Genomic DNA, 17362 nt, shown 5'->3' on the forward strand with positions numbered 1-17362 from the left:
AGAAGACGCGGTGAGGGGGAGACGCGGTGACGCGGAGAAAGAAGTCTCCATGTCCTCGTGTCCCCGCGTCCCCGTGTCGAGGTAGTGGACAGGAGAAGAAGACGCGGTGAGGGGGAGACGCGGTGACGCGGAGAAAGAAGTCTCCATGTCCCCGCGTCCCCGTGTCTCCGTATCCCCGCATCTCCGTGTCCCCCTGCCCCCCTTCTCCGGTACTATGTATATGATCGCTACCTAATGCAGCTCCCTGCACCAATGTCAGAACATCTTACTCCTCCAACAACTAAGCCTCACGTTCCTCATTTCTCATCTGGGCCTTGTGCAAAACGCCCTGGCTGGTCTGTTTCTCATCTTCAAAACGCCTGTGTAGGTCGTTCTCACCGCTCCGCAGATGGCAGAGCCAAATTAGCAGAAGTTATAGAACGCTCTAAGAAAATTTTGGGCGTTCCTGCCGATTATCGCTTGGGCATTGTTCCAGCTTCCGACACTGGTGCAGTAGAAATGGCATTGTGGTCGCTACTGGGAGAACGCCCCCTCGATATTTTGGCATGGGAAAGTTTTGGTCAAGAATGGGTAAAAGATGTCGTAGATGAATTGAAGTTACCTGATACTCGCTTGTTAAAAGCACCCTACGGCAGTTTACCGGATTTAGACCAAGTTGATTTTAGCCATGATGTAGTGTTTTTGTGGAATGGCACAACTTCCGGTGTCAGAGTACCAGATGGTAATTGGATCGACGATAATCGCCAGGGACTTACCATTTGTGATGCCACATCTGCTGTTTTTGCCATGAATGTACCTTGGCAAAAGCTGGATGTTGTGACTTATTCTTGGCAAAAAGTATTGGGTGGAGAAGCACAACACGGAGTTATCGTACTCTCACCGCGTGCTGTGGAACGACTGGAAAGCTATCAACCAGCTTGGCCGCTCCCTAAACTCTTTCGCCTGACACAAAAAGGCAAATTGATTGAAGGCGTTTTTAAAGGCGATACTATCAACACGCCATCCATGTTGTGCGTAGAAGATGCCCTTGATGGGCTGACATGGGCTGAAAGTATTGGCGGACTCTCTGGCTTAATTAATCGTAGCGAAGCTAACCTTGCAGCGATCGCCAAATGGGTTGAGCAAAGCAATTGGGCAGATTTTCTCGCAGAGAAATCGGAGATTCGCTCTTGTACCTCAATTTGTTTGAAGATTGTGGATTCTTGGTTTACTAGCCTCAGTCCAGAAGAACAGGCAAAATGTGCTAGTAAAGTGGCAAAAATTCTAGAAAAGCAAGAAGTAGCCTACGATATTGCATCCTATCGTGCTGCACCTGCTGGATTGCGGATTTGGGGAGGAGCAACAGTAGAAACCACAGATATTGAAGCCTTACTTCCCTGGTTGGACTGGGCATACACTACTGTGAAAGCCGAATTAGCTGCTGTAGTCTAATCTCGTGAAAATATAGAACAGGGGGAGCACAGGGGCAGCGGAGAAATCTTAGTCCCCAGTACCCAGTTCCCAATCCCCCTTCGCCCTTCACAATATTTTATAATAATGGGGCGATCGCTTCTGCTAAAATCTCAAAATTCCGATTAAACTTCCAGATTCATTTTTAATTTTTAATTCTGCTTTGTGGTACTAGTTCGTAGTTAGCATATTCAGCACTTTTTCCGGTTTATCAGTACTAAAAGTTTTTCTGACAATGTTTAATTGAATCTGCTCGTGAACTTGAACAATATCGGTTAATAAATAAAACTAATTGGTTTTTCTGAAACTAATGAGCTTTTGGTTTTATCTATTTGTTGGAAGTGCAGTTTTTTGTTCTATTCTATCTTTCTGGTCGATTAGTCGGCAAGAAAAACTGCGACGACGTTGCGTAGATCGTTTAGCAACTTGTAGATTGACTGGTTATGAAGTTGCAAGAATTTTATTAAACGAGAACGGTCTGAATAACGTATTTGTGGAAAAAGCTCAAATATCTAGCGGTGCAGCTTTGAGTCCGCAAGAGGGAAGGCGAGGAATTGTACATCTTCCTCCAGAAATTTTTGACGGTAATTCTCTACGTGCCATAGCAACTAGCGCTCATAAGTGTGGCTATGCCGTACAGTATTATCTTGGCGGTTCTTCCTTATTAATTTCTAGGAGAGCATTTGCTTTATTTTGGATTTTAATAGGAAGTGGATTTTTCCTTTTAAATTTCAGTTTTATTTTTTTAAGTTTTATGGGAAGCGAATTTTTTCTAATTCCTCTGTGTATAGTAATTTTAGGAGGAATTCCAGGAGTTTGTTACGTAGTTGCTAAACTTAAAGATGAGTCAAATGCCACTCGTTACGGTATTAGAATGTTAGAGATAGAAAAACTTATAGAATCTCAAGAAACTAGTTTTGTAACACAGTATTTACAAGCATATTTTCTCAAATCTGTGTCAGATTCTTGGCTATTTGCTAGTCTTTGGAACTTTGTGATGGCTGGTGTTATTCTGTGCCATACTCGCTCAGTTTTCAACTGAGTAGTATATCTAAGTGCTGAGTGCTGAGTGCTGAGTGCTGAGTTAGGAGTAGAGACGCGATTATACTCTTACGAGAAGCCCTTCGGGTGACGCTCCTGCGTCGCTAACGCTGCGCTAACAGCAGTTCCTCTACTTGGGGAGACCCCAAGACCGGACTGCCTCACCGCTCTTACGAGCGTCTACGCGTCTGTGCAAAAGTTTTGAGCAATCAATACTGTTCTAACATCAGTGACTACGGCTATATCTTTCGAGTCAAAATGAGAAAATTACTCCCGAACGATCGCTTGTACCTCTTCGACTGACAACCGCAAAGCTTGTGCAATCTGTTCTATACTCAAATTCATTTGCAACAATTGGGGTACAGCATCTCTTCTAGCTTGTTCTGCTTGTTCGGCGCGTTGGCGTTCTTGTTCAGCCCGTTGGCGTTCTTGTTCAAATCGCTGGGAAATCTCATTGTAACTAACAAACCGTTCGCCGTCGGGACGAAAAAGCTGTAAAGTATCTTCGTCAAGAACGAAACGAATCGTTAAACGAGGACTAACCCAATCTGTCATTTGAGGAATGACATCCAAGCCATCTTCACCGCGTATCCAACCCCGCAAGCTATTTTTGGCAGGATCGTAAATGTAGTACTCTTCCACACCATAGCGGTCGTAGAAAAGTAATTTTTTGTCCATCTCGTTTTGCGTATTGCTGGGGGAGATAATTTCAAACACCACTTGGGGAGGAATTCCGCCTTCTTTCCATTGCAAATAGGATAAGCGATCGCCTTTTGGTCTGCCAAATACCACCAGCACGTCTGGGGCGTTAACAATGGTATTGCGTCCTTCTACCGGATACCAAAATAAATCCCCAGCCACAAATACGTTAGGATCGTCAGCAAACAGCCAATCTAAATTCTGCTGAATCTCTACGAGCCAACGAAACTGTATAGTATTATTTGCCACTGGTTGTCCGTCACTATCTGGGTAGATGACCTCTGGCTGGCTCGGCGATTGGATTTGAGACACCATACCTTCACCCTCAGAAGGATATTTAATGGAGATGCTTCCAAATTAGCAAATAAGGGAAGATGTCTGCGGACTGAATTTAGCGTATACCGATTGAAAACAGTACTAGTGTTCTAGTATAAACCAATTAAAGATAGTATTATTAAGGACTGTTTCGCAGGAAACTCCCTCTCAGCCAGTTAATATGTCAGAACAACAGCTAGCAGCATCTTTAAACGGACATCTCCCCTACCCTAACCAAAATAGCCAGAATACTATTCGGATTCGGGGTGCTAGGCAGCATAATCTGAAAAATATTGACTTGGAATTGCCACGCGATCGCTTAATTGTCTTCACTGGCGTTTCTGGTTCGGGTAAGTCTTCCCTAGCATTTGACACAATTTTTGCTGAAGGACAACGTCGCTATGTAGAATCCCTCAGCGCTTATGCCCGACAATTTTTAGGACAATTAGATAAGCCGGACGTGGAGGCTATTGAAGGTTTAAGTCCGGCGATTTCCATTGACCAAAAGTCTACCTCTCATAATCCCCGTTCGACTGTAGGCACGGTAACGGAAATTTATGATTATTTGCGGCTGTTGTTTGGGCGAGCGGGGGAACCTCATTGTCCCATATGCGATCGCTGTATTTCCCCCCAGACCATCGATGAAATGGTCGATCGCATCATGGAACTACCAGACCGCACCCGTTTCCAAATCCTCGCCCCTGTCGTTCGGGGTAAAAAAGGGACTCACCGCAAATTGTTATCGAGTCTAGCTTCCCAAGGGTTTGTGCGCGTGCGCGTCAATGGTGAAGTCAGAGAATTATCAGATTCGATTGAACTAGATAAAAATTTTACTCACACAATCGAAGTGGTAATTGACCGACTCGTGAAAAAAGATGGTATTCAAGAGCGTTTGGTCGATTCTCTTTCTACGTGTCTCAAGCAATCAAGTGGTATTGCTACCATTGTCATTAGTCAGTCATCAGTAGTCAGTAGCGATAATCAACAAACAACTGACAAAGAACAACTGACAACTGACAACGAAGAAGAATTAGTATTTTCGGAAAACTTTGCTTGTCCAGAACATGGGGCGGTGATGGAAGAATTATCCCCGCGATTGTTCTCATTCAATTCACCTTATGGTGCTTGTCCCAACTGTCATGGACTGGGAACTTTAAGAAGATTTTCGCCGGATTTGGTCGTACCCGACTCAGAAGCCCCAGTTTACGCTGCGATCGCGCCTTGGTCAGAAAAAGATAATTCTTATTATTTGGAATTACTTTATAGTTTAGGGCAAGCTCATGGATTTGAATTGCAAATAAATTGGAGCAAGCTGACAGAAGAACAGCAGCAAATCATTTTATTTGGAGAAAAGCAAGAAGGCACTACAAAAGCACAGAAAACGCAAAATTATAAAGGTGTAATTCCAATATTGCAACGGCAATATGAGGGCGGGTCGGAGTTAATTAAGCAAAAATTAGAGCAGTATTTAATCGACCAGCCGTGTGAAGTTTGCCAGGGAAAAAGATTAAAACCAGAAGCTTTAGCGGTGAGATTGGGACAGTACCGAATTTTGAATTTGACTGGAGTATCGATTCGGGATTGTCGGCAGAGAATTGATGAGTTAAAGTTGAGCGATCGCCAGTTTCAAATTGCCGATTTAGTACTGCGAGAAATCAAAGCGAGATTGCAATTTTTGTTAGATGTCGGCTTAGATTATCTCACCCTTGACCGTCCCGCCATGACCCTTTCTGGTGGTGAAGCCCAACGCATTCGTCTAGCAACGCAAATAGGTTCTGGTTTAACAGGAGTTCTCTACGTTTTAGACGAACCAAGTATTGGTTTGCATCAACGAGATAACGGACGGCTACTCAAAACTTTAACTAAATTGCGCGATTTAGGTAATACATTAATTGTGGTTGAGCATGATGAAGAAACAATCCGTGCAGCTAACCACATTGTTGATATTGGCCCTGGTGCAGGAATTCACGGTGGACATATTATTGCCCAAGGTGATTTAGAGGCGTTGCTAACAGCAGAAAAGTCCTTAACTGGTGCATATCTATCAGGAAGAAAGGTAATTACTACACCCGCAGAACGCCGAGAAGGAAATGGCCGAAGTTTAATAATTAAAAATGCCCATCGCAACAATTTAAGAAATATAGATGTAGAAATTCCACTCGGTAAACTTGTCGCCGTCACTGGTGTTTCTGGTTCTGGAAAATCCACTTTAATTAACGAATTACTTTATCCATCACTACAACATCATTTAACTAAGAAAGTTCCTTTACCCAAAGATTTGGAAAAAATCCAGGGTTTAAATTCTGTTGATAAAGCAATTGTAATTGACCAATCTCCTATAGGACGCACCCCACGTTCTAACCCTGCAACTTATACGGGCATTTTCGATGCTATTCGGGATGTATTTTCGCAAACAGTAGAAGCCAAAGCCAGAGGTTATAAACCCGGACAATTTTCTTTCAACGTTAAAGGTGGACGTTGCGAAGCTTGTAGCGGACAGGGTGTAAATGTCATTGAAATGAACTTTCTACCAGATGTTTACGTGCAATGCGAAGTTTGTAAAGGTGCAAGATACAACCGCGAAACTTTGCAAGTCAAGTACAAAGATAAATCGATTTCTGATGTTCTCAATATGACAGTTGAGGAGAGTTTAGACTTTTTTCAAAATATTCCCAAAGCTGTCGCCCGTTTGCAAACTTTATTTGATGTCGGTTTGGGTTATATTCAACTGGGACAACCTGCAACTACTTTATCTGGTGGTGAAGCGCAGCGGGTAAAATTGGCAACAGAATTATCTCGACGCGCCACAGGTAAGACACTTTATTTAATAGATGAACCGACAACAGGTTTATCTTTTTATGATGTCCACAAATTGTTAGATGTGTTGCAACGTTTGGTAGATAAAGGCAATTCAATTTTAGTAATTGAACACAATTTAGATGTAATTCGTTGTTCTGACTGGGTGATAGATTTAGGGCCAGAAGGTGGCGATAAAGGTGGAGAGATAATTGCTGTAGGTACACCGGAGGAAGTTGCAGCGAATTCCAAGTCTTACACTGGGCAATATTTGCAGCAGGTGTTACAACAGTATCCGGCAATGAAAAAGTAGCAGAGTACGTTATCTTGCACTAACGCATTTACTCCTATCTTACCTGAAGATTACCTAATTTTTTAACGAACCACAGAGGCACAGAGAACACAGAGTTAGAGAGAAGATAGGAAATCTTGTAACGGTAAGGGAGTAATTTCAAAGGAAATAGTGCATTTAGCTTTGCCTTAATGCATCCTAATATTTTTTGTATAATTTTAGGAATTGTTTGGGAATAATAAAAGTAATGAAATTTTTAATAAAACTGGACATAAGCAATGGTCTGCGGTATTTATCAGATTATAAATACAGTCAATGGCAAATCTTATATAGGGCAATCACGGAACATATATAGACGATGGAGACAACACACGGGAGGATTAAATAGACAAAATCCACTTGAAACCGGAAATTATCCACTCAGAGCAGCTTTTTTAAAATATCAACTTCAAACAGTAGCTTCTACACCAGGAATGTCTGGGGTATTTGAATTTAAGATTATTGAGAGATGTACTGAAGATAAGCTATTAGAACGAGAAAGATTTTGGATAGAAAAGATTAAGCCAAAATATAACTGTAACACGTGGACTCCACTAAGAAGAAGAGTACGAAACATTTACGAACAAAAATTTTGGGTTCAATATCATAATTATGATAATTTAGGCTACGTACCTGGAGACTCAATTATTGATGATTATGGAACTCAAGAAGAATTTGGAAGTGAAGACTTAGTTTCATGTATCTCTACAAATAAAAGAAGTATTCTTAACGCTCAAGGTGATACTGTATTTTTAATAGTTGGAATTGGAGTAAATCCAAAACAGTATTACCTTTGGTCTAAATTGATTATAGAAGAAGTAGAGATAGCAGATGAATATGGAGCGCAATCATACCACGGTTTTGGCAATGGCTGGTTAATGAATTCACCTGTATTATTAAATTCAATACCATTTAATCAATTTAAATCTTATTGTGGAAATTTTGGTTTTGGCTTTATGTCAATCAGAGATAATTCATACTTAAGTCATTTAAAAGATTTATCTGAAACTAATAGACTAGGAGTAGCACAAATAAATTTTGATAATTACATCAATGATTTTTACAATCAAGTTATTCATGTTAATCCGAAGGAGGAAAGAAGATTGTTCGGATAAAATAAGGATAAATATTAAGTAAAACGCGATCGTATCTTGTAATATTTCGATATATATCTGAAGTAAATGTTTTTTATAAAAGCGATCGCCTACTCTATAGTAAACAAACTTGCATCAACGTTAAACAACTTCGCTAAAGCTTCAGCCTGTTTTTTATTAAGTTCTAAATGACCATTAATAACTTTATCTACAACCTCGTTAGAACCTAAAATTTCTACTAAATCATTTTGAGTTAAATCCTGAGCTTCCATCAAATGTAAGATTCTTGAATGAGGCGTTGAAGAATTAAGTTGATAATGTTTATCCTCAAAATCCTCAATTAGCTTTACCAGTAATTCTAAAAGAGCATTCTCTTCGGGAGAAAGTTTAGGATGAGAAAGTAATTCTTCGACAATTTCTAAAAATCTCTCATTATCATCTTCTGTTTTGATAATTCGAGGTTGGTATTCAGAGAGTAATTGACTGTAAAATTCGGAGTTAAAAGTAAGGGTCATTTTTCCAGTTGTCTTTGTCATATTCAGCATGAGTTAAGACATATTTTATATAGATTACCTGTTGCTCATAGTTGATACTAGTAATGAGACGATATTTATTACCTTTGATATTGAAAATTGTAAAATTACCTACCGCTTCAGCTTTAGGATAAATAGTTTGAGCTTCTAGCAGATTTCCCCAGTTAGCTTTACTAGCAGTTATGTACCAGTCATCAAGGGCTTCACAACAGTCAGCGTGTTCTTGGCAGAATTTTCGTAACTTTTTCCGACTGATGATGTGCATTAATTTATCATTTCAGCATTTCTCTGCTTTTTGAATTTGAAACTACTAACTATCCTAAAGTTCTTGTCAACAGCCTATCATATATAGATCGATCAGAGGAGGTATGTGCAGTCAGTTTATCCAGCTTTAAATATTGATTGCCCATATACTTGGCGATCGCACTCCCTTTGCTGCCTTATTCTAACCTTATACTTATATTAAATCTTGTCTTCACTACAAGCCAAGTAGACAATAGAAGACTACTACCGAACAAGCGAAATAACCCCTAAAAGTGTTAATCAAAGTCAGTCCAATATTTAAATAATATTGTTAGTATCGACAGTATAAATGTATATTGCGCTATAATTTATACCAAAAATTTGCTAGCAACAAGTTTTTACAACATAACCTGAAGATTTATTACTAGGTATATTTCCTTGATTTGGCGTGGATTTAGTCGAAAAACAGGACTACGATTTACAACATTTTTACTGCTAATACCCTTAGCAGTAGTTGCGGTATTGCAACTTTCCCCAAAGCAACCGCAGATAGTAGAACATGAAAGCAATTACGCGATACATGTTCGCCAAGATTTTAATCAACCTGCTTTTTATCCAGTTGGACAAATTCCATCTGCAAACCTTTATAAACCTCTTGCTAATTGGGTAGGAAGGTTAATTTTACCAACGAAACAGCAATTGCAAGATAATTCAGATTGGGTGTGGATGGAAGTGCAACATGCACCACCAACAGCACAAAATGTAGTAGGAAATATTGTGCGTTTAGAGTGGAAAAAGAAGGAAGATTTACTTGCTTTCGTTCAAGCTGTAACACAAGATGTAAATTTCACGCCCGAAGTTATTCAAAGTCAAAAAAAAGGAAATATTCATCCTTCCCGACTAAATGGGGTTCGTAATGTAGGGATGTTACGTTCTTTGGCTGGTGCTAATCCTAATGATGATACAATTGTTGCTTTAGATTCAAATACAATAATTACAGAAAGTGGCAACGAATCTATTTTGCAAATTGAACGCGAGCCAGTTTTGGTAACTGGTAGGTTTTATGGTTTGGTAAAAATAATTAAACCAATTCAATTTGATTCTAAAAGTTCGTTCAAAAAACAGAAGCAGTATAGTGATTATTTTTTAGTACAACATTATAATCATGTTTCTAATAAGTTTGATGGCATTCAAGAAACTATTCGGATTCCTCAACAAGTAATAGATACGCGAAATTTTGCTCCTTCAACTGTGCGGCAAATTGAGAAATCACCTGCTAATCAAGACGGCTGGTATATTTACGGTGCTAAAGATGCAAATGGTGTATTTATAGTTGGCGCGATCGCACCTCGTTCTCTGTTTGAAATTCAACCCAATCAAACTATTACAGGTGAAGAATTAGGACTAGACTATATCACAATTAAAAATTGGCAAAATACGGAAAAAAATAAAGGAAAATTCAATACTGTATTATTAACATCTCAAGAAACGCAAAATAATCAATCTATATCTAAATGGCAAGAAGGCGATAAAGCTATCTTACTGCACCTATTTGGTGGAATAGGGGGACGTAAAGCCGAACCTGTGGGAATTCCTTACACTATCACTGGACATTTTGCTTTTGGAATCGCAGAAGTTGTTCGTGACGAGTTTACTAACCAATTACGCTTCGAGATTAAATACCACCAAATTTATGCCCATAACCCCGATGGAATTATTGCCGGAACGCATACATGGGCTGATTATATGGGTAATTTACAGCGTGGCTGGCTTGCGACACGTCCGGTATCAGATATTCTCATCAAATTCGAGCCTGTAACACAGGATTATGATTTTAATGGTATTAAACTTTCGCCTTTAAACCAGTTCCAGCAACAGTTACAGATAACAATGGCTCGTTATCGTCTTGGCGATGGTACTGGTGGTGCAATGGTATCACCTGCAACTTCTTGCGTCCAAGACTCCAGCCAAGCACTGTATGCAGCGATATTAGCAATTAAAAACCAAGTTGCTACAACTCCTCAAATTCAAACTTGGTTAAATGCAAACCCCAATCATCCCCAAACTTTGCGCTTTCAGCAGCTAGTCGAATTAGGTAAATCATTGGAAAAACAATTAGCACCCTTGGGTATAGTTCGTGCTGACTGGAAGAGTCAAGCGAGTATACTTGCAGGAACGGGAAAGGGAAAAACCAAATTATTTAAAGATGGTAGTATTTGGGCTGGTTTGACGACATGGCGAACAATAATGCCAAGGCAAGTACACGACGATCTCGCCGGAATATTTTTAAAACATGGTGCAACTATGCAAATATTGCGAACCAATCAAGTAGGTGGTTCGCAAGCTGATATTTCACCCATTGCACCAACAATATTTTTTGGACAAATTCAAATTCCTTTTACTCACATTGCACCCCTACCAATTATTCTCAATCGCGTTTTAGCATCGCTAGCAATTCCCACTTTCCAAGATTGGTTAGTGGTTGTTGCAATGCTGGTAACTTATAGTGTTATTGCCCTATATTATGGTTTTAAATTTAACTTTCTCCAAATACAAATTTGGTCAGCCACTTGGATTGATAAATGTTTGTTAATATTGCGTTGCTTATTTATGCCTGCAATTGTGGAAGAACTATTTTTTAGAGTTTTTCTGCTTCCTCATCCTATAGAAATTACTAATTATTTCCACTGGGTATTGTGGGGATTTTTGAGTTTATCTTTGTTTATTTTGTATCATCCTTTAAATGCTAAGACATTTTTTAAAGCTGGATTCCCAACATTTTATCATCCGGTTTTTATGAGTTTAGCTGCATTATTAGGTATTACATGTACTATTGCATATGCGCTTACAGGTTCGTTGGGGGTGGTAGTTTTAATTCACTGGATTGTAGTAGTAGTTTGGTTAATTATTTTGGGAGGAATCGCAAAATTAGAAATTAAAAATCAGAAATTTCCCAATACAAAAGTGTAGTGACTAAGTAGGGCACAGGTATCTACTAATGGAATGATTACCGTATTCAAGAGAAAAAGGTATAAAAAAGTTGATTAAGTATTGGTAACAAAAAGAACTAATTTTTTAGGGTAAGTATTGTCAAAGACCGCGAACTATAATTGATAGCTAATCGATAGAGATTGTAACGCTCGTTAATACAATAATGCGATAAAATTGTCAAAGATAAAGTATTGGCAGTTTGCGGAGCTAGGCTTCATAATTCTGCCACATAGTTACCAATTTGACTTAAAAGCCCCCAAACTTAATCCTGAGTAATAGTTCTGATTAAAGAACAGTTATATACCAGTAGGTTGAGTAAGTATTTGCATTTTGAATAAAATTTCATTTGTTATGCCACCTTCTTTACCTCTTGCTGGTTTAAATATTTTGGTAGTTGAGGATGATGATGATATTCGCTTTTTCGTCACTACCGTCTTAGAAGCTGATGGAGCTACCGTTACAGCAGTTTCCTTAGCAGCCGCAGCACGAGAAGTGTTACCCGAATTGCAACCCGATGTCTTAATTAGCGATATCGGTATGCCTGGTGAAGATGGCTACGCTTTAATCCGTAAAATACGTGCCCTCAAGCCTGATATTGGTGGACGAGTTCCAGCGATCGCCTTAACAGCCTTTGGCGATAGAGACAGTTGTGTTCGTGCTTTAGAAGCTGGTTTTCACACTCATGTCTCTAAACCAGTTGCTCCAGAAGAACTTGTTGAAATCGTTGCTAATTTAGTTGCTTCTTGTAATTGGTAACTGTGCGAAGCAGAATACTCAGATTGAATGCAATACATATAAAACTATCTCATATACTGCACAATAGTTGTGTGTGGTAAATAAGAGAGATAATGCTCTATGGAGTTTTGCAGTATTTTACTCTTTTTTTGATATTTAAAAATAGGTCTTAAGTTAGAGGCGCTTTCTACGCTTTGGTAGAGGTTTTTTATGCTTATTATTAGATATAGTAAATAATCCAAGTTGATAAATTACCAATAAAAAATAATTTTATATCAAAAATTGAAGTAATTAAATTATCAATGATAAATTATTATTTAGGCAATTAATCATAGATATAAAACCAAGCTAAAAATGGCTAACAAAAATAACAAAAAATCCGGTAAAAACACAACAAACTCAAAAACGAAGAAGAACGCTGATTCAGCATCTAACGAACCAAAACAAACTTCTAAAACAATTGATATAGATGGTCATCGTCCAGTTGACCCAAGTAACATTGAAGTTAAAGAAACAGTAGACATAGATGGTCAACGTCCAATCGGAAAAAATGAAAATTATTCAGGAAAAGTAATTGACGTAGATGGTCAGCGCCCGATCGGCAAGAGCAATTTTCAGGAGCATGACATGCTAACCTTAGATGGCGATCGCCCAATTGACCCAACTGATTTAGAGGTGAAAGACGTTGTTGAGGTAGATGGGGAACGTCCGATTGCTAAGAGCAATTTTCAAGTTGAGGATGTTCTTGAAGTAGACGGTCGCCGCCCAATAGTTTCAAATAACCCCAAGAATCTGGATATTACAACGGATTTCGTAGACTAAAATGACAACTGCCTTACCAATACAGTGGTCTGACTGCTAGTGTGTCTAGGCAGTTCGTTTTTTCCTAACTTTACGAAAGTCCTGTGTGTATTACTCCCTTCCCACTATAAAATTACCTATCTCTTCCCTCTCCTGACAAAGACGCTGCGCGAACGCGTCCTTTGCGGTTCATAAAAAAATCTAGGTATTCTTTAAGCGGGAAAGGAATGAACAGGGTGTAGGGGATAGGGTGTGGGCTGAGTGGGAAATTAAGCTACGCTACTTGCGGGTGAGGTTTCTACCTACCTTGGGAAATAAAGATTCTTTCGCCCTAACGTGGCAAGGCTTTAAACCTTACTTCGGGTCTAGTTCTTCCCCTACACCCGACACCCCACACCCTACACCCGCCCCGAAGGGGCTTTGTAAACTAAAAAGTATAAAAAATTTGCCACCTTGCATAAATTCCTGAAACACTTGTGATATTTGTACAGAAGGTATGTGTTGAATTTATACTGCACACAAGAATCAAAGAAAGTGGTAAAAATGGTTAAACGACAAGAATTATTTAAAAATCTAGCAACTTTTAAGCCTCCTAAGGTAGGAGCGCCTGATAATCGCCAGGGAGGGTCGATACGTGCATTCAAAGCACCCAACAATCAACAAGGAGAACTCAAGTGATAGAAAAATGGCATTCTTGTTTAGAGGATGTTTGAAAAGTGCTGAGTAAAAACCGAGTTTCTTTAAAGCTTTGAGCAATCACCACTGTCATAACATTAGTGACTACGGTTAGATCAAATTTTTCAAACAACCTCTAATGCAAAGAACTAGCCCTATACCATTTGAGAAACCCAGATACTCCAATTCACGATATCGCCTTTGTGCTGGGTTTCTCTGAACCTAGTGCCTTTCACCGTGACTTCAAACGCTGGACAGGACAAACACCAAGAACTTATTGAGTCAAGTTAGCGTGAGGTTTCGATCGGGCGATCGCGCTCTTTATGAGCTACTCTGAGACTGAATGCTTTACTATAGCCGCTTTTAACCCGATGTCGTTAAACTCTTAAACAACAGCGCATAATGATGTTCGAGTCGCATCCAAAGCCCTGCCTAGATGCTTTCGAGGTAGGGCTTTTGTTTTATGGCTGGAGGCGATCGCTTTGGATCTATGAAGCGCGGTTACAGCGAAGAATTTATCCGATTACTAAATCTGGTTCTTCACAGAAGTTAAACACGGCTGACTCAGTTTCTGATTCATCTTCAAATACAGCAGAGATATACCATTCACAGGGCGAATCATTCGTATATTCAGCCCAAGCAATTGTTGCTGTTTCACCCGATGGAATCCCTGAATCATTTAAGGTGAATGGGGCCCACTCTTCATCATCAACAGATACCCACAACTCTGTAATTGCTTGTTCGGTTTGATTGGTAACGGTAAAAGTGAATTGGTCTGACATAAATCTCCTTTTTCGCGGTAAATAAATAGCAGATTGTCAGCCACCGATTATACACACACTTTTTCAAAGTCATGTCATCTGAATTGTCAGAATCTATATCCAGAAAAGGTTTTAAGTTTTTTTCTCAAATTCAATTTCTGATTGAAGAGTATTAAAAATATCACTTACTCGTGTAGGAATCCTAGATATGTAAAAATCCAATAAGATTTTTATATTACTGTTAAGTAAAACTTTTTTTAAATTCACTCGCGGCTTCGCACTCCAATTCATACTGAATTCTGTTTTGATAAAAGATTATCTTCAGTCTCACACTCAAATATTTCACTTTTTCAGCACTTATGATTTACTTCAAAGTAAAGGAGTTAACAACCGAGAAACTCTCACGGCTAATTTGAACCAGAAAGGTTTTCTATCGTATTCAGATAAATCCACAGCAACAGAAGCAGCCAAATCAACTTGCAACATTTTTTCCACACTTTGAATAAAGCGAGACTCGGCAATAAAGCACATGACTTCAAAGTTGAGAAAAAATGAGCGATTATCTAAGTTAACAGTTCCTACACCTGCCATATCGTCATCGATGAGGATAATTTTCTGGTGCATAAATCCATTTTTATAGCGATATAATTTAATACCAACTTCCTCCATTTCCGAGTAGTAGGAAAAAGAACATAAATAAACTAATAAATGATCGGGATGGTTGGGTAAGATAATTCGGACATCGATACCGCGCATTGCTGCTAGCTTCAAAGCTGTCAAAGTGGAATCATCCGGTACAAAGTAAGGGCTGGCAATCCAGAGGCGAGTCTGAGTTCGATTGATTGCATTCACAAAAAAAAGGTTACAAGCTTTTAGCCGATCTGCGGGGCCTGTAGGCAGTATCAATGCGGTTTGGTTGCTTTCTCTATTAACTTTGATCTGCCAATTAACTTCGATAACTTTTCGAGTTGCCCAGTACCAATCTCGCATAAAAGTGTTTTGCAGGCTTTGTACAGTTGGGCCTTGAAGTATCATGTGGGTGTCACGCCAAGGACTCAGACGGCGATTTTTTCCTAAATATTCATCACCAATATTTAAACCACCGACAAAAGCTATTTCACCATCCACTACCAAAATCTTGCGATGGTTGCGGAAATTGAGTTGAAAACGATTGCCTCTACCTCTGGTGGTATGAAATCCACTAACTTGAATGCCATTTTCGTGTAGAGATTTGATATAGGAACGCGATAATTTTTTGGAACCAATTTCATCGTAGAGAAAGTAGATACTGATTCCTTGCTTTGCCTTGGCAATCAATGCTTCTCTAAAAGTGTTACCCGCTTGGTCGTCATTAACAGTATAGAATTGCAGTAAAATATAATTTTTTGCGGATGCGATCGCGCTCAACATTGCTTCATAAGTTTGCTGGCCATCAATCAGCAACTCGCCAGCATTACCTGATGTGAAAGGAATTCCTGTAAAAGTTTCAGCTAATATTTGCAAAGGTGCTAAATTATCTGGTAATTCAACTTTAAATTCCGCGAGTTCATTGTAAGCATGGCTAACTAGCTGATGATGTCTCGCATAAACTGAGCGCAGAGTTTCAGCATAACCGTGAAATCTAGTTCTTCCGAGAATCCAATATAACGGAATAGCTAGCCAAGGAAAAGTTACCAGAGAAATACTCCAAGCGATCGCTCCTTGCGAAGAACGTACATTCATGACAGCATGGGCAGCATGTGCAATTCCCAAGGCATGAACAACAACTGTAGCTGTACTAAAAACAGCTAGTAGCACACCACCATCTACAAGCATTTTGATTATTTAAAGTATCGGTCTATAAGCATTTTAATTATTTAAGGTATCGGTATAACAAAATTCTGCCAGTAATGGCTTGTGATCGGAGGAGTAAATTCGATCTAGCACTATAGCACTGACTTTCTTTTCACTCAGTTCTCGATAAAAGATCCAATCTAGGGGAGGTGATAATAAAAAACGTTTGATTTTCCGACTTTCATGGGGTACAAAATTTACTGGAATTAACCCCAGTTTAGTTACTACTTTATCCAGGATAATGGCTCTTTTTCGACTCCAGGTATTAAAATCTCCTGAAAATATAATGGGGCCGCGATGTGCAGATATAGCCAATTCTAATTCATGCAATTGGATTTTAAATTTATTTAAATCTACAAAATTAATCAAATGACTATTAATTGCTAAAAGAGTTGCTTTATTATGAGATAGTGGATATTCAGTTATCAGTGAAACTTTAGGAGTTTTAATAATAGGCTCATGATGTTTGGTAATAATAGCTTTTTTATTGAGCGAACTAGTTGTAGCCGCTGTAAAAATGCCTGAATAGCTTTGATGATGAGCATCGATAAAATTAGGCGCAAAATCCCAACTCATCTCTAGCCACTCTAAAACATTTGTTAATCCTAGTTCTAGACGAAATTCTTGTAAAAATATCAAATTTGGCTGGTGTTGTTCTATAATTTTCAAAAAATCTTCCAACCACTTTTCACTATAATTATTCTTCGCAATGTTCCAACTCAATACTTTAATTGAATTGCTATTGAGTTCAGTTTGAATAGAATGGCTTTTATCAATAGTGGATTTTTGCGAACGAAGAAATCGATAAGATGGAACAAATTTTTTTGCAAGAGTATCTACATGTTCTTTAATATCAAACATTATATTAATTCGTAGTTCGTAATTCGTAATTAAGAAAGACAAAACAAAGCTTTATACAGGCTGTTTTTAATACTTTACCAAGCCCCGTTGGGGCGGGGTGTTGGGTGTGGGGTGTTGTGTGTAGGGGAAGAAATAGCCCCAACAACCGAAGGGTTAAAAGCCCCGCCCTTTCAGGGCATTTGCGTTGGGAGAGGTTAGAATCCT

Annotated in this window: 14 protein-coding genes and 1 pseudogene; 9 read left to right on the forward strand and 6 right to left on the reverse strand. The window is 39.1% G+C overall.

The window, feature by feature from the left end; all coding sequences use genetic code 11:
• Window positions 1-252 precede the first annotated feature (252 nt).
• A complete protein-coding gene (locus I8752_RS15145; protein WP_214433159.1) occupies window positions 253-1431 on the forward strand; it encodes a phosphoserine transaminase in 1179 nt (392 codons plus the stop codon).
• 328 nt (window positions 1432-1759) lie between these two features.
• Window positions 1760-2491: a zinc metallopeptidase gene (locus I8752_RS15150; RefSeq protein WP_214433143.1), complete on the forward strand. Its 732-nt coding sequence runs from the start codon at window positions 1760-1762 to the stop codon at window positions 2489-2491.
• A gap of 266 nt (window positions 2492-2757) precedes the next feature.
• Here I8752_RS15150 and I8752_RS15155 read toward each other — a convergent pair whose 3' ends face one another.
• A complete protein-coding gene (locus tag I8752_RS15155) occupies window positions 2758-3504 on the reverse strand; it encodes a Uma2 family endonuclease (protein WP_214433144.1) in 747 nt (248 codons plus the stop codon).
• 181 nt (window positions 3505-3685) lie between these two features.
• On the opposite strand from I8752_RS15155, the gene uvrA reads away from it, so the two are divergent.
• Window positions 3686-6613 (forward strand): excinuclease ABC subunit UvrA, encoded by a 2928-nt coding sequence (gene uvrA / locus I8752_RS15160; RefSeq protein WP_214433145.1) that lies wholly within the window; start codon window positions 3686-3688, stop codon window positions 6611-6613.
• Between the two features lie 257 nt (window positions 6614-6870).
• The gene (locus I8752_RS15165; protein ID WP_214433146.1) at window positions 6871-7746 is read left to right on the forward strand and encodes a GIY-YIG nuclease family protein; all 876 of its coding nucleotides are present in this window, start codon (window positions 6871-6873) and stop codon (window positions 7744-7746) included.
• A gap of 89 nt (window positions 7747-7835) precedes the next feature.
• Here I8752_RS15165 and I8752_RS15170 read toward each other — a convergent pair whose 3' ends face one another.
• Window positions 7836-8240 carry a helix-turn-helix domain-containing protein gene (locus I8752_RS15170; protein WP_214433160.1) on the reverse strand — a complete coding sequence of 135 codons (405 nt, stop codon included), beginning with the start codon at window positions 8238-8240 and terminating at the stop codon, window positions 7836-7838.
• Window positions 8224-8523: a type II toxin-antitoxin system HigB family toxin gene (locus I8752_RS15175; RefSeq protein WP_214433147.1), complete on the reverse strand. Its 300-nt coding sequence runs from the start codon at window positions 8521-8523 to the stop codon at window positions 8224-8226. The genes I8752_RS15170 and I8752_RS15175 overlap by 17 nt, the downstream gene beginning before the upstream one ends.
• A gap of 416 nt (window positions 8524-8939) precedes the next feature.
• On the opposite strand from I8752_RS15175, the gene I8752_RS15180 reads away from it, so the two are divergent.
• The 5 genes and pseudogenes from I8752_RS15180 to I8752_RS15195 all read left to right on the forward strand — a co-directional run.
• Window positions 8940-11471, forward strand: a complete 2532-nt coding sequence (locus I8752_RS15180) for a CPBP family glutamic-type intramembrane protease (RefSeq protein ID WP_214433148.1) — start codon at window positions 8940-8942, stop codon at window positions 11469-11471.
• Window positions 11472-11843: 372 nt separating this feature from the next.
• Window positions 11844-12248 carry a response regulator gene (locus I8752_RS15185; RefSeq protein WP_214433149.1) on the forward strand — a complete coding sequence of 135 codons (405 nt, stop codon included), beginning with the start codon at window positions 11844-11846 and terminating at the stop codon, window positions 12246-12248.
• 333 nt (window positions 12249-12581) lie between these two features.
• Window positions 12582-13049 (forward strand): hypothetical protein, encoded by a 468-nt coding sequence (locus I8752_RS15190; protein ID WP_214433150.1) that lies wholly within the window; start codon window positions 12582-12584, stop codon window positions 13047-13049.
• Between the two features lie 522 nt (window positions 13050-13571).
• Window positions 13572-13706, forward strand: a complete 135-nt coding sequence (locus I8752_RS38035) for a hypothetical protein (RefSeq protein ID WP_263985310.1) — start codon at window positions 13572-13574, stop codon at window positions 13704-13706.
• A 158-nt stretch (window positions 13707-13864) separates the two neighbouring features.
• Window positions 13865-13984: pseudogene (locus I8752_RS15195) on the forward strand (helix-turn-helix domain-containing protein); the annotation flags it as partial.
• Between the two features lie 234 nt (window positions 13985-14218).
• On the opposite strand, the gene I8752_RS15200 reads toward I8752_RS15195, so the two are convergent.
• The 3 genes from I8752_RS15200 to I8752_RS15210 form a co-directional block, all read right to left on the reverse strand.
• Window positions 14219-14485: a hypothetical protein gene (locus I8752_RS15200; RefSeq protein ID WP_214433151.1), complete on the reverse strand. Its 267-nt coding sequence runs from the start codon at window positions 14483-14485 to the stop codon at window positions 14219-14221.
• A gap of 348 nt (window positions 14486-14833) precedes the next feature.
• Complete coding sequence (gene cls, locus I8752_RS15205) at window positions 14834-16279, reverse strand: cardiolipin synthase (protein WP_214433152.1); 1446 nt, start codon at window positions 16277-16279, stop codon at window positions 14834-14836.
• A gap of 33 nt (window positions 16280-16312) precedes the next feature.
• On the reverse strand, window positions 16313-17158 hold the full coding sequence (locus I8752_RS15210) for an endonuclease/exonuclease/phosphatase family protein (RefSeq protein WP_214433153.1): 846 nt from the start codon (window positions 17156-17158) through the stop codon (window positions 16313-16315).
• Window positions 17159-17362 lie beyond the last annotated feature (204 nt).

The organism is Dendronalium phyllosphericum CENA369 (assembly GCF_016056275.1).
GTDB lineage: Bacteria > Cyanobacteriota > Cyanobacteriia > Cyanobacteriales > Nostocaceae > Dendronalium > Dendronalium phyllosphericum.

Bases quoted from the DNA above. Each gene is read 5' to 3' on its own strand.
- I8752_RS15210 (WP_214433153.1), bottom strand. From the start codon at position 17,158: ATGTTTGATATTAAAGAACATGTAGATACTCTTGCAAAAAAATTTGTT.
- I8752_RS15185 (WP_214433149.1), top strand. From the start codon at position 11,844: ATGCCACCTTCTTTACCTCTTGCTGGTTTAAATATTTTGGTAGTTGAG.
- cls (WP_214433152.1), bottom strand. From the start codon at position 16,279: ATGCTTGTAGATGGTGGTGTGCTACTAGCTGTTTTTAGTACAGCTACA.
- I8752_RS15190 (WP_214433150.1), top strand. From the start codon at position 12,582: ATGGCTAACAAAAATAACAAAAAATCCGGTAAAAACACAACAAACTCA.
- uvrA (WP_214433145.1), top strand. From the start codon at position 3,686: ATGTCAGAACAACAGCTAGCAGCATCTTTAAACGGACATCTCCCCTAC.
- I8752_RS38035 (WP_263985310.1), top strand. From the start codon at position 13,572: ATGGTTAAACGACAAGAATTATTTAAAAATCTAGCAACTTTTAAGCCT.
- I8752_RS15165 (WP_214433146.1), top strand. From the start codon at position 6,871: ATGGTCTGCGGTATTTATCAGATTATAAATACAGTCAATGGCAAATCT.
- I8752_RS15150 (WP_214433143.1), top strand. From the start codon at position 1,760: ATGAGCTTTTGGTTTTATCTATTTGTTGGAAGTGCAGTTTTTTGTTCT.
- I8752_RS15170 (WP_214433160.1), bottom strand. From the start codon at position 8,240: ATGACCCTTACTTTTAACTCCGAATTTTACAGTCAATTACTCTCTGAA.
- I8752_RS15200 (WP_214433151.1), bottom strand. From the start codon at position 14,485: ATGTCAGACCAATTCACTTTTACCGTTACCAATCAAACCGAACAAGCA.
- I8752_RS15155 (WP_214433144.1), bottom strand. From the start codon at position 3,504: ATGGTGTCTCAAATCCAATCGCCGAGCCAGCCAGAGGTCATCTACCCA.
- I8752_RS15175 (WP_214433147.1), bottom strand. From the start codon at position 8,523: ATGCACATCATCAGTCGGAAAAAGTTACGAAAATTCTGCCAAGAACAC.
- I8752_RS15145 (WP_214433159.1), top strand. From the start codon at position 253: ATGTCAGAACATCTTACTCCTCCAACAACTAAGCCTCACGTTCCTCAT.